This window comes from Pseudomonas sp. NPDC096950, from assembly GCF_044762525.1.
Classification (GTDB): Bacteria; Pseudomonadota; Gammaproteobacteria; order Pseudomonadales; family Pseudomonadaceae; genus Aquipseudomonas.
This window is the reverse complement of sequence record NZ_JBIWEL010000010.1, coordinates 63,005-77,008: the sequence shown is the minus strand read 5'-3', so window position 1 is coordinate 77,008 and position 14,004 is coordinate 63,005. Positions and strand designations below refer to the sequence as shown.

General features: G+C 59.1%; 10 protein-coding genes. 3 read left to right on the top strand and 7 right to left on the bottom strand.

The window, feature by feature from the left end:
• Positions 1–27: 27 nt before the first annotated feature.
• Positions 28–1,434 carry an NAD(P)/FAD-dependent oxidoreductase gene (locus ACIQY3_RS17095; RefSeq protein WP_403021451.1) on the bottom strand — a complete coding sequence of 469 codons (1,407 nt, stop codon included), beginning with the start codon at positions 1,432–1,434 and terminating at the stop codon, positions 28–30.
• 50 nt (positions 1,435–1,484) lie between these two features.
• A complete protein-coding gene (locus ACIQY3_RS17090) occupies positions 1,485–2,300 on the bottom strand; it encodes a helix-turn-helix domain-containing protein (RefSeq protein ID WP_403021448.1) in 816 nt (271 codons plus the stop codon).
• A 263-nt stretch (positions 2,301–2,563) separates the two neighbouring features.
• Between ACIQY3_RS17090 and ACIQY3_RS17085 the strand changes: the two genes are divergently transcribed.
• Positions 2,564–2,839, top strand: a complete 276-nt coding sequence (locus ACIQY3_RS17085; protein WP_027923219.1) for a DUF1652 domain-containing protein — start codon at positions 2,564–2,566, stop codon at positions 2,837–2,839.
• A gap of 183 nt (positions 2,840–3,022) precedes the next feature.
• Here the strand turns inward: ACIQY3_RS17085 and ACIQY3_RS17080 are convergent, their stop codons facing one another.
• Positions 3,023–5,497, bottom strand: a complete 2,475-nt coding sequence (locus ACIQY3_RS17080) for a UvrD-helicase domain-containing protein (protein WP_403021444.1) — start codon at positions 5,495–5,497, stop codon at positions 3,023–3,025.
• Between the two features lie 279 nt (positions 5,498–5,776).
• Between ACIQY3_RS17080 and ACIQY3_RS17075 the strand changes: the two genes are divergently transcribed.
• Entirely contained in the window at positions 5,777–6,472 is a 696-nt protein-coding gene (locus ACIQY3_RS17075) for a pirin family protein (protein ID WP_403021441.1), read from the top strand.
• A gap of 53 nt (positions 6,473–6,525) precedes the next feature.
• Here the strand turns inward: ACIQY3_RS17075 and pgm are convergent, their stop codons facing one another.
• The 4 genes from pgm to ACIQY3_RS17055 all read right to left on the bottom strand — a co-directional run bounded on the left by pgm (position 6,526) and on the right by ACIQY3_RS17055 (position 12,801).
• On the bottom strand, positions 6,526–8,172 hold the full coding sequence (pgm, locus tag ACIQY3_RS17070) for a phosphoglucomutase (alpha-D-glucose-1,6-bisphosphate-dependent) (RefSeq protein ID WP_403021439.1): 1,647 nt from the start codon (positions 8,170–8,172) through the stop codon (positions 6,526–6,528).
• A gap of 110 nt (positions 8,173–8,282) precedes the next feature.
• Complete coding sequence (locus ACIQY3_RS17065; RefSeq protein WP_403021437.1) at positions 8,283–9,683, bottom strand: PLP-dependent aminotransferase family protein; 1,401 nt, start codon at positions 9,681–9,683, stop codon at positions 8,283–8,285.
• A gap of 67 nt (positions 9,684–9,750) precedes the next feature.
• Positions 9,751–11,205, bottom strand: coding sequence for a hypothetical protein (locus ACIQY3_RS17060; protein WP_403021435.1), 1,455 nt, complete (start codon positions 11,203–11,205; stop codon positions 9,751–9,753).
• A 573-nt stretch (positions 11,206–11,778) separates the two neighbouring features.
• Positions 11,779–12,801 (bottom strand): zinc-dependent alcohol dehydrogenase family protein, encoded by a 1,023-nt coding sequence (locus ACIQY3_RS17055; protein ID WP_403021433.1) that lies wholly within the window; start codon positions 12,799–12,801, stop codon positions 11,779–11,781.
• 269 nt (positions 12,802–13,070) lie between these two features.
• Here ACIQY3_RS17055 and ACIQY3_RS17050 point away from each other — a divergent pair, with 269 nt between their 5' ends.
• Positions 13,071–13,988, top strand: coding sequence for a LysR family transcriptional regulator (locus ACIQY3_RS17050; RefSeq protein ID WP_403021431.1), 918 nt, complete (start codon positions 13,071–13,073; stop codon positions 13,986–13,988).
• Positions 13,989–14,004: the final 16 nt, after the last annotated feature.

The window sequence follows — 14,004 nt, the reverse complement described above, 5'->3', positions numbered from 1 at the left end:
GTACCTGTGGATGAGTAAAAACGCTGTTTAGTGCATGAAACCTTCCATGAACCCCGCCACACCGCTGGCCAGTTTGCGCCGCCAGGGCGCGGTGGCCGGGTTGGCCAGGGTCTGGTCTTCGTGGACGAAGCTGCGGATGATCGCGTTGTAGCCGAGCCAGCGGCAGGGTTCCGGCTCCCAGGCTTTGAGCGCATCGAGGCTGCCCTGTGGAATGACCCACGGCTGGCGCACCAATTCGGTATCGCGCTCCAGGATCAGATCGGCCAGGGTGCGCCCGCCCAGATTGCTGGCACCGACACCCTCCCCGCCATAACCGCCGGACAAGGCAATGCCGCTGGCCCGATCGCAGAGCATGTGCGGCTTGAAGCGGCGGGACATGCCCAGGTTGCCGCCCCAGGCGTGGGTGATGCGCACATTCTTGAGTTGCGGGAACAGTTCGCCGAACAGATAGCGGCGCAGCTCGACTTCGCTGGTGGTCAGGTCGAAGTCATGGCGCAATTTGCCGGCAAACTGATAACCGCCCCGGGCGCCGAATACCAGGCGGTTGTCGGCGGTGCGCTGGCCGTAGGTGACCTGGCGACTGCTCTCGCCGAAGGCTTGGCCGCGGCTCAAGCCGATTTCGTCCCATGTCGCGGCGGACAAAGGTTCAGAGGCCACGATCAGGCTCTGCACCGGCAACTGATAACGCCCCAAGGGAGGCAACGTGACGGCGTAGCCTTCCACCGCAGGCACCATCCAGCGACTGCGCACCTGAGCTTTCGCCGTGCGCAAACTGCCGGGCTGCCACTGGGTGACCGGGCTGTTTTCGTAGATTTTGACGCCCATGCGCTCCACCACCCGGGCCAGGCCACGCACCAGTTTTGCCGGGTGAATCGTCGCCACGTGCGGTGCATAGATACCGCCATAGGGCTTGGCGATTCTGATCTGTTGCGCCAATTGTTCGGGGCTGAGCCAGCGGTAATCGTTTTCGGTCAGGCCCTGGCGGTGCAGTGTGTCCAGATAACCGCGCAGGCTCGCTTCCTGTTCCGGATAACGGGCCGCGCAATACAGTACGCCGCCCTTGCGGTAATCGCAGTCGATGCCTTCGCGTTCGAGGACGATCTCTACTTCATCGGGAATGCCGTGCAACAGATCAAATGAGGCGCGGCGCTGTTCGGGTGAGAGACCAGCAAGCAAGCGGTCCTCGCCGAGCAGGTTGCCCATCAGCCAGCCACCGTTGCGGCCTGAGGCGCCAAAACCAGCGGTTTGCGCTTCGACGATGGCGATATCAAGGCCTGGGGCCAGGCGCTTGAGGTAGTACGCGGTCCACAGCCCGGTATAGCCGGCGCCGATGATGGCCACGTCGACGTCCAGGTCCTGCTCCAGGGCCGGACGCGCCAGCAATGGCTCGTCGAGTTGGTCCATCCATAAACTGATGTTGCGCCACGCCGGCATACCAGACTCCACCACTCAAACTTCGATGGCGTCGATCCTAGAGCGTGACCTCAGAGGCTGTCGTGCGCGCGTGCACGCAAAGAAATTTGTTTGACGTAGGCCTTGGGCGACTGGCCGGTGTGCTGGCGGAAACAACTGTAGAACGCCGACAGCGAGTTGAAGCCGGCGGCAAAGGCCAACTCATCGACCCGCAAGGGCGGCGTCGCCTTGTCCAGCGCCGCGAGCAAATGCTGCAACCGCGCCTGGTTGACGTAGCGATAGAAGCTTTGCCCGAGCACCTGGTTCAGCAGATAGGAAATCTGATTGCGGCTGTAACCGCACTCCTTCGCCACTCGCTGCAAATCGAGTTCGGGGTCCAGATAAGGTTGCTGGCGCTGGAAGTATTGCTGCAGGTCTTCGGCCATGAAACTCAGTTGACGCGGTGACAATCCGAGGCGACTGGCCGCCGGGCGCAGATTGTTGCTGGTTTTGCTGGCAGGTTGTTCGCGCACCAGGGATGCGTACTCGTTGACCCGCCAGATCAAGCCCTCACGCACGGTGATCGCTTCACTGGAACGAAACGACACCAGCCCGTCGGTGCCGCGCAGGGTCATCTGGTATTGAATGAACGCGGTGTTGCCGTCCAGGCGAATGCGATCCGAATGCTCCAGGGCTTCGCCGGGGTTGCGCGGCATGCTGTCGCGCACGTACTCGCGCAGTTCGGCCAGCCCCATTACGCGGTTCTGGAAAAAGTCGCTGTACTGGATGTCCGGGTGATACAGCGCCATGACGCCGTCCAGGTCCCGGTGTTTCCAGCACAGGTGGTAGCGCATGACCGTCTCGCCCGTGGCCTGGGTTTGCAGCGGGCCATCATCATCGGCGTGCATAAAGGGCTCGGTGAAATAACGGAGCTTGCCCAACTTGTGCCTCGGCTTCAATGGCCATTCGATGATGGCTCTTTGGCGATAATCTTCCGCAGCGTGACCCATATCAAAAAAAATTGAACCAATCGCCAAACGGACTGAAAAAATCCACATGGTTTTCACATCTGGATGCTACTTTTAAATGCATTCACCGGTTGAACCATTGAAGGTTCTACCCCTCCTCACATGAGCTAAAGGAAGCGCTCGATGACTAAGGCGGGCAACACATGAACAAAGGGTCGTTCAGCAAAGTCACCTTTCCAAACGCCTGCCAGCTGATGCGCTGGCATTTTCATCCCATGGGTTTCGAGGCGAGCATGGACGCGCCGGGCAGCATGATTGCCCGTCTTTTTGACCGTGCCAGTGGCGAAACCATGATCGCCATTGCCGGCATTCCCTGCGCGACCGTGATGAATGCCGCGGACGTCGAACGAATAATCGAAGCGGTGGAGGATGAACTCGAAGCGTTCATTCCGCCGGTGGCGCTCAGGAGTTATGCCTGAGACCGGTTCCAGACAACAAGAAGCCCACAGGATGTGGGCTTTTTTGTGGGCGTTTACTTCCTGAGTTGAATGCAATACCCCTGTGGGAGCGGGCTTGCTCGCGAAAGCGGTGAATCATTCAACATTGATGCTGGATGACACACCGCCTTCGCGAGCAAGCCCGCTCCCACAGGGATTAGCGTTCTATGCGGTTTTTGCGCTCTGGCGATGATCGGCAAAGAACGCCTTGCCCTTGCCAATCCTGTCAGACGCCTTGGGCATATTGACGGCCTGGCCGTCCTGGCCATCGACATACCAGTAGCAATGACTTACCGCCCGGGTGATCCCGACATAGGCCAACCGCAAGATCTCGTCTTTCTGCGCAGTGTCATAAGCCTCATTGTCACCAGCCTTGCCCAGTCCCGCCATGCGATACACCTGGTTCTTGTAAGGCGAACTCGTCAGATGCTGGCAATCACCCAGCAAGAACACCGCATCCGCCTGAAGCCCCTTGGCGCTGTGATAAGTCAGTTGCTTGAGACGCCGGGCTTCATACGGCAAGCTAGAATCCACATTAACTACAGGCTGAATATGCTGTTCTATCAATGACTTATCGCTACTTTTTCGATAGAGCATCAAGATTGAGTCGCCGCGCTTGTAGTGCTCCATCAACCGTTGCGCCATACCTTGATCATCGCGATCCAGCACATTCACTGGCTGTAGCGATTTGGCTTCGCCGCTAGCCTTGGCCTTTTTGCCAGGGATGGCCGGCGCAGCTCGCACGATGTGTTCGGCCGCATCAATGATGTGCTGATGACTGCGGTAATTGTCGCTGAGCATGACTCGGGTCGTACTCGGCGACGGGAATTCCTTGTTGAATTCCATGAAATAGGTCGGCGAGCTACCGCGCCAACCATAGATTGACTGCCAATCATCGCCGACACAGAGCAACGACGAACGCTGCGCGCCGCGTCCTACGTGCATCGCCGGGCCACGACTGCGGATCTCGGCCAGGCTGGCGCGGATCCACGAGACAATCTGCGGCGATACGTCCTGAAATTCGTCGATCATCAGGTGCGAAAGCGGTCGCAGCAGTTCATCGCTTAACAGCTTCAGATTCTCCGGCGAATGTTCGCTGAACAAGGCAAACATTCGGTTGTAGGTCATTACCGGCGGCTTTTGATCGAGCAAGTGATCTTCCAGGGCACGCCAGAATAGACTCAGGGCTTCGAAGAAGAATCGGTCCGGATCGTCCTTGGCGAAACTCATCCGGCCCACGGCGTCCGGAACATCCAACCCCAGGTTCTCTATAAACCCGGCGGCAGCGACGAAACAGTCGAGCAGCGGCGCCGAACCGAGTTCGCCCTTGACCTTGTAGTCGAAGCCCGGACCGGCGCTGGCATCCCCGGCCAACGAGGCCAAAACCTGCTTTGACGACTCGTAACTATCCAGCCATATCAAAGGCTTACGACAGAAAGCTTGAAACAGGGTGCGCTTTACTGCCCACTCAGCCCGCACTGTCAGCTTGGCATTCGGGCGACTGACCTGCGGGTTTTCCCGGGGATCGAAGCCCAACACCACCCAGGCATCGAGGCTTGGAATATAGCCATGACAATGGAACGTCGAGCCGTTGATATCAAACGCCTGACGTTTGGGCTCGATGCCCTTGATCGGCCAGGCTCCGGCGCGAAACCACAGGTCTTCTATCGTGTCGCACAGTTCTTCATCGCGCTTGGCCGCCAGTTCGGTCACGGCCACACGCTTCTGCACATCCGGGTGATCGCGCTCCAGTTCCTTGAGCTGCAAGGCGTGGCGGGATAACGGCTGAATCAGCTCGCGAAAGCGCCCGTTGGTGGTAAACAAAGCGTGATAACAGGCGTTGAGCTGCTGACGCTGGGCGTCGTTGATGCGCAGGTCGAACGGATTGCTGTCGACTTCCTCGTCGCCGTTTTGTGGCCGATTGCTGAGGTTTTCGAAGGCTTGAAGGCGTTCGAAGCCCGGCAAACTGCGGACCATCGGCAGAATCCGCGAGTGGAAGGTGCGCACCAGGTCCCGCGCGTCTTTAAGGTTGAGCGCCCAACCCCACAAGCCAACCAGTTCGATCAGCTTATTGATGAAGTCTTTGCGCGATTCGCGGGTGAAAGTCACCACGGTCATCGAACTTAACTCGAATCCGAGGTAGTGAGTCAGCAACAGAATACGTAGCACCAGCGTTGTCGACTTGCCTGCGCCCGCCCCGGCAATCACCGAAGTCGATGGCGTATCGCTGAAGATCATCTTCCATTGCGCAGTGCTGGGTTGGGCATGGGCCGGCAACAGCCGCGCCACATCGGCCTTCATGCGCTTCTTGATCTCGGCACTCAATGGCAGCCGCCAATCGTCGAACAGATGGTCATCGACATTCGGCGGTCGATGCTCGGTGGAGCGCGAGTCGCGGATCAGCAGCACCTGCCGGCCTTCTTCCAGCCCTTCGAGCTTGCCTTCCTTGAAGCCGTAATCCACCCCGGCGCTGTGACCGCTGCGGAAGCCGTCAGCTTGCCCGTGCAGCCACGACGCACGGTGTTGCGCGCGCATTTGGGTCAAGCCATACCCAAAAAATCGGGCGGCCAGGCGCTTGAGCCATGGCATCTCGGCGAGGGGACGAAGTTCGGGAGGAAGATCGGGGGTGTGTTGCGGCACGCGGACGGACTCCAGGGTGTGAGGCTGTTGAGGGCTATGGTGTCTGCATTTGCCGTTGAGTTCTAGTGAAATGCTTACAGGTCATTGGCTTATGCGATGAAGTGAAGGCTGAATGAGAATGTTTCGAGGTTATTTAACATTAACTTATTAGATTGTTTTGAAGCACTTTTTACGCTTTTTATCGATCATCCCCTGATAGATGATGCACGCCATCAACCACCGGTTCTTGTTTCGTGGCTCAGGCGCACCGCCCCATGACGAACCTTTCAGGAGACGATCATGCTTGAACTCAGACCTTTCAACACCTTGGGCGGCGCCCACCATGGCTGGTTGGATGCCCATCACCACTTTTCGTTCGCCGAGTACCACGACCCCAAACGCATGAACTGGGGCAACCTGCGGGTCTGGAATGATGACGTGATTGCGCCGGGAACCGGGTTTCCACAGCATCCGCACCGCGACATGGAAATCATCACCTACGTGCGTGAAGGTGCGATTACCCACCAGGACAACCTGGGCAACAAGGGCCGCACTGAAGCAGGTGACGTGCAGGTCATGAGCGCCGGCACCGGCATCGCCCACAGCGAATACAACCTGGAAGCCACCGAGACCCGAATCTTCCAGATCTGGATCATCCCCAACGAGGCCGGTTCGGCACCTTCGTGGGGCGCCAAGCCTTTCCCGAAAGGTCAGCGCGAAGGTTTCGTGACACTGGCCAGCGGCAAGACTGGCGACGATCAAAGCTTGCGAATTCGTGCTGATGCTCGGTTGGTGGCGGCGAATCTGAAGGCCGGGGAATCGGCGGAATATCGCTTGGACAGTGGGCGTCGCGCCTATCTGGTTCCGGCCACCGGCGTGATTGAAGTCAATGGCTTGCGTGCACAAGCTCGAGACGGTGTGGCAGTTGCCGATGAGCAGGTGTTGCGGGTGACGGCGATTGAAGACAGTGAAATCGTGTTGGTGGATCTGGCTTAAATACCGGGCAAAAAAAATGGGCGACCTTGTGGTCGCCCTTTTTTATAGCTCAATCACTTCGCAGCAATCGCGCCATCCACCAGGGTCTGAGCCTCAGCCACCAACTGCTTGAGGTGATCATCGCTGATAAAGCTTTCCGCGTAGATCTTGTAAATGTCTTCAGTGCCCGACGGACGCGCTGCAAACCAGCCGTTTTCGGTCATGACTTTCAAACCGCCGATCGCCTGGTCGTTGCCCGGCGCATGGCTGAGGATGCTCTGAATCGCTTCGCCGGCCAATTGAGTCGAGGTGACCTGGTCCGGCGACAATTTGCTCAGCAGTGCTTTCTGCTCAGGGTTGGCCTTGGCATCGACCCGAACGGAGAACGGTTCGCCGAGTTCATCGGTCAGTGCGCGATAGGCCTGGCTTGGGTCGCGACCGGTGCGAGCGGTCATTTCTGCCGCCAACAGCGCCGGAATCAGGCCGTCCTTGTCTGTGCTCCAGACGCCGCCATCCTTACGCAGGAACGAGGCGCCGGCGCTTTCTTCGCCGCCAAAGCCCAAGGAACCGTCGAACAGACCGTCCGCAAACCACTTGAAGCCAACCGGCACTTCATACAGACGACGACCCAGGCGCTTGGCCACGCGATCGATCAAGCCGCTGCTGACCACGGTTTTGCCCACGGCAGCATCGGCGCGCCAATGCGGGCGGTTCTGGAACAGATAGTCGATGGTCACCGCAAGGTAGTTGTTCGGCGCCAACAGGCCACCGGACGGAGTGACGATGCCGTGACGGTCGTGATCCGGGTCGCAGCCGAAGGCCACGTCAAAACGATCTTTCAGACCGATCAGACCTTGCATGGCGTGGGTGGACGATGGGTCCATGCGGATTTGCCCGTCCCAATCGACGGTCATGAAACGGAACGTTGCATCGACCTGGGTGTTGACCACTTCCAGATCGAGGCGGTAATGCTCGGCAATCGCCGACCAGTAGCGCACCCCTGCTCCACCCAGTGGATCGACCCCCAAGTGCAGCTTGGCATCGCGAATGGCGTCGAAATCGATCACGTTGATCAGGTCGGCGACATAGGTGTTGACGTAGTCATGGCGATGGGTGGTGCTGGCTTTCAGCGCCTGCTCGTAGCTGATGCGCTTGACGCCGGCCAGCTTGTTGCCGAGCAGTTCGTTGGCCTTGGCTTCGATCCACTTGGTGATATGGGTTTCGGCCGGGCCGCCGTTGGTAGGGTTGTATTTGTAGCCGCCGCTTTGTGGCGGGTTATGGGACGGAGTAATGACAATGCCGTCCGCCAGACCCGAGGTGCGACCGCGGTTGTAGCAAAGAATCGCATGGGAAATCGCCGGGGTCGGCGTGTATTCGTCGCCTTCGGCGATCATTACGGTGACACCGTTGGCCGCCAGCACTTCGAGGGCACTTGCACCGGCCGGGGTCGACAGCGCATGGGTGTCGATGCCGACAAACAGCGGGCCGTCGATGCCCTGGGCTTCACGGTACAGGCAGATGGCCTGGCTGATTGCCAGAACGTGCCATTCGTTGAAACTCAAGTCGAACGAGCTGCCTCGGTGACCGGATGTGCCAAAGGCCACGCGCTGGGTGGAAATGGAGGCATCAGGCTGGCCGGTATAATAAGCCGTTACCAGTCGCGGGATGTCGACCAACAATTCTGCCGGTGCCGGTTTGCCCGCAAAAGGACTGAGTGTCATGCAAAACCTCTGAAATAGAGTGGTTCAGGAATAGGAACGCAGTTTACTGGCAGTTTGACCGTAGCGCGATGGTAACGATCCGCGCCGTCCATGACCTTTTTTAACCCGGCTCAATCAAGCGCTTCCAGACGCAACGCATCCCCCAGCAGTCCCAGGGCGGCACCCAGGTCATGATCGCCGCTGAACGTATGGCTCAGGCGCAAATGCTGACCATGCAGGCCTTGCAGGCTGAACAGCTCGCCTGGCGCAATCACCACCTGTTGCTTGAGCAAACGCTGGAACACCCGACGTACATCGACCTGACGCAACGAGCGCGCCCAGATCGTCGCCCCACCCTGCGGCTCGACCGGTTGCAACGCGTCCCCCAGCCGTTCGTGCAAAAGCTGGATCATTTGCGCCTGGCGATCCTTGAGCATACGCCTCAGGACTTGCAGATGCTGGTCGATGCGTCCATTGCTGTACAGGCGGGCAATGGCTTTCTGGCGGATCGGTGACAGGCGAAACGCACGCAGCAAGAAGTGCCGTTGTAGCTCATCTCCCAGCTTTCGTGAGAGCAGATAGCCGTAGGGCGCTTCCGACCCGATGATTTTCTCAAAGGTGGAAAACACGATCAGCCGGTCAGGGTCCACAAGGTCGCGAATCCTTGGCCCGTCGAGTTCGAAAGCGAGCTCGCCATAACAGTCGTTTTCCAGCACCCAGCAGTCATGCCGGGCCAACAGCTGCGCAATCGCCTGCCGGTTGTCGTGGGGCACCTGGCTTCCCCGGGGCATGCTCAGCCCCGACGACAACATCACCAGCCGCACCAGCCGGGTTTCCAGTACGTCCTCGAGCTGCTCCAGGTCCAGCTCGCCACAGGCTTGCAACGGCAACTCGATCACCCGCACATCTGCCGCCTCCAACAACCGCAGAATTACCCAATCGCACGGCGACTCGACCACCACCGTGGCGTCCTTGAGACACAGCAGGGTGATCAGTATTTCCAGCACGCCGCGCAGGTCGGCACCGATGTAAACCTCGTCGGCATGCCAACAACGCGCCGGTGACGTGGTGTAGCGCGCCGCCAGGGCCGTACGCAATTCCTGCTCGCCACAAGGTTGCGAGGCCGAGGGTGGCTGACGCGGATACTGGCGCAGCAGTTCGCGTTCCAACATCAGTAACGGGCTGTCCAGCGGCTGCAACAGGGCCGGATCATCGGCGCTCAACACCAGCATTTCAGGACGCCGCGCGTTGACATAGACGGTTTCAAGCAAATCATTGCCGCTGGTCAGCGGACCGATGGCGGCTATCGGCTGGGAGTAATAGCCAGACTTGGCGACCGAGTAGACCCGCCCTTCTTTCTCCAGCAACGAATAGGCGTATTGGATGGTCGAAATCGACACGTTCAGACGCAGCGCCAGTTGCCTCAACGAAGGCAGGCGAATCGGCGTGCCGCTGCCCGGTTCGTTGATGAGGTGCGTCAAATAGCGATACACCGCCTGGTAAGCAAAGTCAGTTTGCCTGGGCCCTTTCATCGATCGTGGCCGGGCATGCTGCAAGCGTGTGCTTGAGCGGTTGTGAATCGCGGCAGCCCTTGCACCTTCAATGCCCCGCTGACAGTTCGCCAATCACGTCAGCGTCATCGTTCTGCGGGTCTTCGACGGGAATGCCTTCCCCTACCGCCACCGGACTCATGCGATAAAGCGTACCGATCAGGCTGACCGGCAGCCCGCTGACATCGACCATCCATTGCAGGACCTGCTCGGGCGCCTGATGCCCCTGCATCGCCTTGTGCAGGTCCGGCATGGCCACCAGCATGCCCGGGTGGCAATTGCGCAGGAAGCGCTCCAGTCCGGCGCCGCCATCGATAAAAGGCGCGAAAAGCAGGCATATCAACTGGGCTTCTGTCAGCCCCAGGGTTCTCAGCGCCTCGTCCGCCGCCCGCAAGCGCCGCTCGGCCATGTCTACCGGGTTGGCGAACGACTCAAGGGCCAGTTCGCAAAACCGTTCCGGCACCAGCTTGCGACGCATCATCACCAGGGCCCGCTGCAAGTATTCAGCAATTCCGGCTTCGTAACTGTCGCCCGACACAACACAGGCCTGCAGCCCCCGCAGATGCGCCGCAATCGCAGGACTGACGTATTCGCTATCGCTCAGGTGCGCCGCCATTTCGTCGATCTGGACCCCCAGGAACTCGGTAAGCAGCGGCCAGCGTTCCTCCAGTTTGCCGACCACCATGTCGTGAATGTCGATGTTGGTCGTGCGACGGCAGGCTTCGAATCGGCCGAGCGGACGCCACTGCGCGTACTCATGGCCGGCATATAGCTCACGGTAGTAATCGCTGCCCAGGTCATCGAGCATGGCGAACAACCCCTCGTACCCGGCGAAGTTGTAGTCAAAGGTCTCGAGGCCCGCCTTTTGCGCCGCACGCCTCAAGCCGTCGAGAAACTGTTTCTGCTGGCGAGGCGTTTCGCTGTTGATCAACGCATCGACGCCATTGTCCCACCGGGCAATTTGCCCGTAGAACTCGCCCGTGGTCAGGTAGCCGTCATCCCACAGATCGAGCGGCCCCTCCCAGGCCCGGCGATGGCCGACCATCAACAGGTTAAGCCGATTCGACTCGCGCCCCGCCTCGGAGATCGGCGCCAAGTGATTGAATGGCAGGACTTCGCGGTTATCCACCATCAACAATTCGACCCGGGGATCGTCGTAGAGAAACAGCGCCGCATTGCTGCGATGGATGTTTTCCAGCGCTGCGGCACCGGTCCCGCTCAGGCGCAGGGTGGCGACGCGCAACTGAAAGGTCGCTGGTGCCCGGCTGGCGATACTCAGTTGGGCGGCGCGCAGTAACGCCAGGGTGTAGCAACTGTCCAGGGTGCCGGACTGAATCGTCATCACCTTGAAGTCGCCGATTCGCTCCATGCCGCCGGCCGACACCACCAGGCGCTGAATCATAAGCTGCAAGGCCGTGCGTTCGGCGCGCGAGAAAAAACTCAGCAGCCTTTGCAGTACTTGCTGGTAAACATAGTTCATTGCCTGATCGTGGATTGTGGTCATCAGTGTTTTACCTGGTATTCGGAAGTTCAATGTCACGCAAACAGTAATAGACAGTGCGCGACCGATTCACGGTATGAAGTGCTGGATCCTGTCATGAAATGCTAGCACTTAAGTTTTGGGTAATTATTTGAAATGTTTGAACTCTGCCTATACCAAGGCGACAGCCACCTCCTCGCAAAGCCTGACGGGGCAAGGCCCGCGAGGTTTGGCATAACTTCCTAGGAAACTTCCGACAGCGTCCCACGGACATTGAGTACAAAAAATAGAGAAAGAAGATACCGATGTGTCTTTAGTCTTCAAACGTTGTGACATTTGCCCGTCGTCTATCGCAAACATGCGCTGATTAATATCAGCCGAACGCCCACTCATGACTCGTTCCTTGAGATGAAAGTAATCATTCAATTATCAGGGCTTATATGATGATTAGAAGATACAGATCGAAAGCAAAAACCGGTTCAGTTGCTGAAACCAGGTAGACAGAAACGACAATGCCCTCGGCGCAAGGTGCGCAGAGGGCATCGGGAAGGCATTTAAGCGCAAGCGTGCGTGTGGTCACCCACGCTTGCAGAAGGGTTACGCCGTCTCGACCTGCAGGGCGACCCGTTCGCGGCATGGGCATTCGTCCATGTAGCGGTGGGCTTCGACAAACTCGGCAAACGGGAAGACCCGAGTCTTGAGTGGCAGCAGCACGCGGTCGGCGGTCAACTGGTTGATGTCGCGCAACGCTCGTTGCAACGCCACCTGATCCTGAATGATGCCCAGCTCCGGCTTGCCAGTGAAGTTACCGATGCAGTGCACGAAGAACTGAATATTCTTCTGGAACGCCGCACAGGCAGGGAACGGTGTCTGGTTGCCGCCTTGCAGGCCATACAGCACCAGGCTGCCACGCGGCGCCAGCACGTCACCGAGCAGCGACATCTGTGGCCCGCCAAGCCCGTCGAACACCACATCGACGCCACGGTTGTCGGTGATCTTGTTGATCTGCATCAGCAGATCCTGTTCTTCGGTGACGATGACTTTCTCGGCACCGAGGGACAGCAGGTATTCGCGCTCATCTGCGGTCTTGGTCGCCGCGATCACTCGCACACCCAGGGCTTTACCCAACTGTACGAAGGACGGCCCTGCGCAATGGCTTGCGTCGGTCACCAGGGCGAACTGCCCCGGTTTGACCCGCGCCAGATCAACGTAGGCAAAATAGGCTATCAGCAGCGGCGTGTAGTGCACGCTGGCTTCGATCGGGCTGAGCACGTCCGGGTAGCGGGTCAGTGCCGAGCGCGGCAGAACAATCTGTTCGCCGTAGACCGGATAATCGTTAGGGCTCTCGGCCGGGAAGCTGGCGACCTTGTCACCCACCGCCAGGTCATCGACACCGTCGCCGACTGCCGTCACCACACCCGACATTTCATGGCCGAGGCCTGAAGGCAGACGAGCGTGGGACGAAGCCAGGTTCTGGCGCCAGAGTATGTCGTACCAGCTGATGCCGATTGCTTCGACGCGCACCTGCACTTCACCTGGTGCAGGCAGAGCAGCCGCATGCTCTTCGCATTTGAGCACCTCGGCTGGACCAAACTTGTGAAAACGGATCGTGCGGGACATCGCAAACCTCGTCAAAGTAACCTCTAATGCCACGAACTCTATCTGGGCTTTCTACCCAAGACCATCAGTGGCTATTAATAGTCGACATGCCTGTCATTGATTCCGCAGCGCCGGCGACATCATCAAATGCCGTAAAAACCGAAGCAGCCATTTAAGTAAAAAGTGAATTACACGGTGCAGAGTAGCAGCCTTTGCCCGTAATATTCATGCCGGCCATTGTTCTCATATGGCCGCCCACGTCAAGTTTGCTGACTCTGCCAGGACTCCAGATGAATCGTAATGACCTGCGTCGTGTCGACCTGAACCTGTTGATCGTTTTCGAAACATTAATGCATGAACGCAGTGTGACCCGCGCTGCGGAGAAATTGTTCCTTGGACAACCCGCCATCAGTGCGGCGCTCTCGCGCCTGCGCGGGCTGTTCGATGATCCGTTGTTCGTGCGCACCGGTCGCAGCATGGAGCCGTCGGCCCGGGCGGTGGAGATCTTCGCCCTGCTCTCCCCGGCACTGGACTCGATTTCCACGGCGGTCAGCCGTGCGGCGGAATTCGACCCGGCCACCAGCACTGCGGTGTTTCGTATCGGTTTGTCGGACGACGTCGAATTCGCGTTGCTGCCCATGTTGCTCAAGCGCCTGCGCGCCGAATCACCGGGCATCGTGCTGGTGGTGCGGCGGGCCAACTATATCTTGATGCCGAGCCTGCTGGCCTCAGGGGAAATCTCCATCGGCGTCAGCTACACCGCCGACCTGCCCGCCAACGCCAAGCGCAAAGTGCTGCGTCGCAGCATGCCCAAGTTGTTGCGGGCCGACACCGTGCCGGGGCCGCTGAGCCTTGACGACTTCTGCGAGCGGCCCCATGCGCTGGTGTCGTTCGCCGGCGACCTGAGCGGCTTTATAGATGAAGAACTCGAGAAACTCGGGCGCAAACGCCATGTCGTGCTCGCGGTGCCGCAGTTCAACGGGCTGAGCACACTTATCAGCGGGACTGATATCGTCGCCACCGTGCCGGACTACACAGCGGAAGCATTGACCGCGGCCGGCGGGGTTCGCGCTGAAGATCCGCCGTTGCCGGTGCGCAGCTTTGAATTGCACATGGCGTGGCGCGGGTCCCAGGATAATGATCCGGGGGAGCGTTGGTTGCGGTCGCGGATTCAGATGTTTTTCGGGGATCCGGATAGTCTCCAATAGCAGCCCTCCCCTGTTT

What these genes read in the sequence shown, in the direction of transcription:
- ACIQY3_RS17090 (WP_403021448.1), bottom strand. Translation starts at nt 2,300, where the DNA reads ATGCACGCCGATGATGATGGCCCGCTGCAAACCCAGGCCACGGGCGAG.
- ACIQY3_RS17075 (WP_403021441.1), top strand. Translation starts at nt 5,777, where the DNA reads ATGCTTGAACTCAGACCTTTCAACACCTTGGGCGGCGCCCACCATGGC.
- ACIQY3_RS17050 (WP_403021431.1), top strand. Translation starts at nt 13,071, where the DNA reads ATGAATCGTAATGACCTGCGTCGTGTCGACCTGAACCTGTTGATCGTT.
- ACIQY3_RS17065 (WP_403021437.1), bottom strand. Translation starts at nt 9,683, where the DNA reads ATGAAAGGGCCCAGGCAAACTGACTTTGCTTACCAGGCGGTGTATCGC.
- ACIQY3_RS17095 (WP_403021451.1), bottom strand. Translation starts at nt 1,434, where the DNA reads ATGCCGGCGTGGCGCAACATCAGTTTATGGATGGACCAACTCGACGAG.
- pgm (WP_403021439.1), bottom strand. Translation starts at nt 8,172, where the DNA reads ATGACACTCAGTCCTTTTGCGGGCAAACCGGCACCGGCAGAATTGTTG.
- ACIQY3_RS17060 (WP_403021435.1), bottom strand. Translation starts at nt 11,205, where the DNA reads ATGACCACAATCCACGATCAGGCAATGAACTATGTTTACCAGCAAGTA.
- ACIQY3_RS17085 (WP_027923219.1), top strand. Translation starts at nt 2,564, where the DNA reads ATGAACAAAGGGTCGTTCAGCAAAGTCACCTTTCCAAACGCCTGCCAG.
- ACIQY3_RS17055 (WP_403021433.1), bottom strand. Translation starts at nt 12,801, where the DNA reads ATGTCCCGCACGATCCGTTTTCACAAGTTTGGTCCAGCCGAGGTGCTC.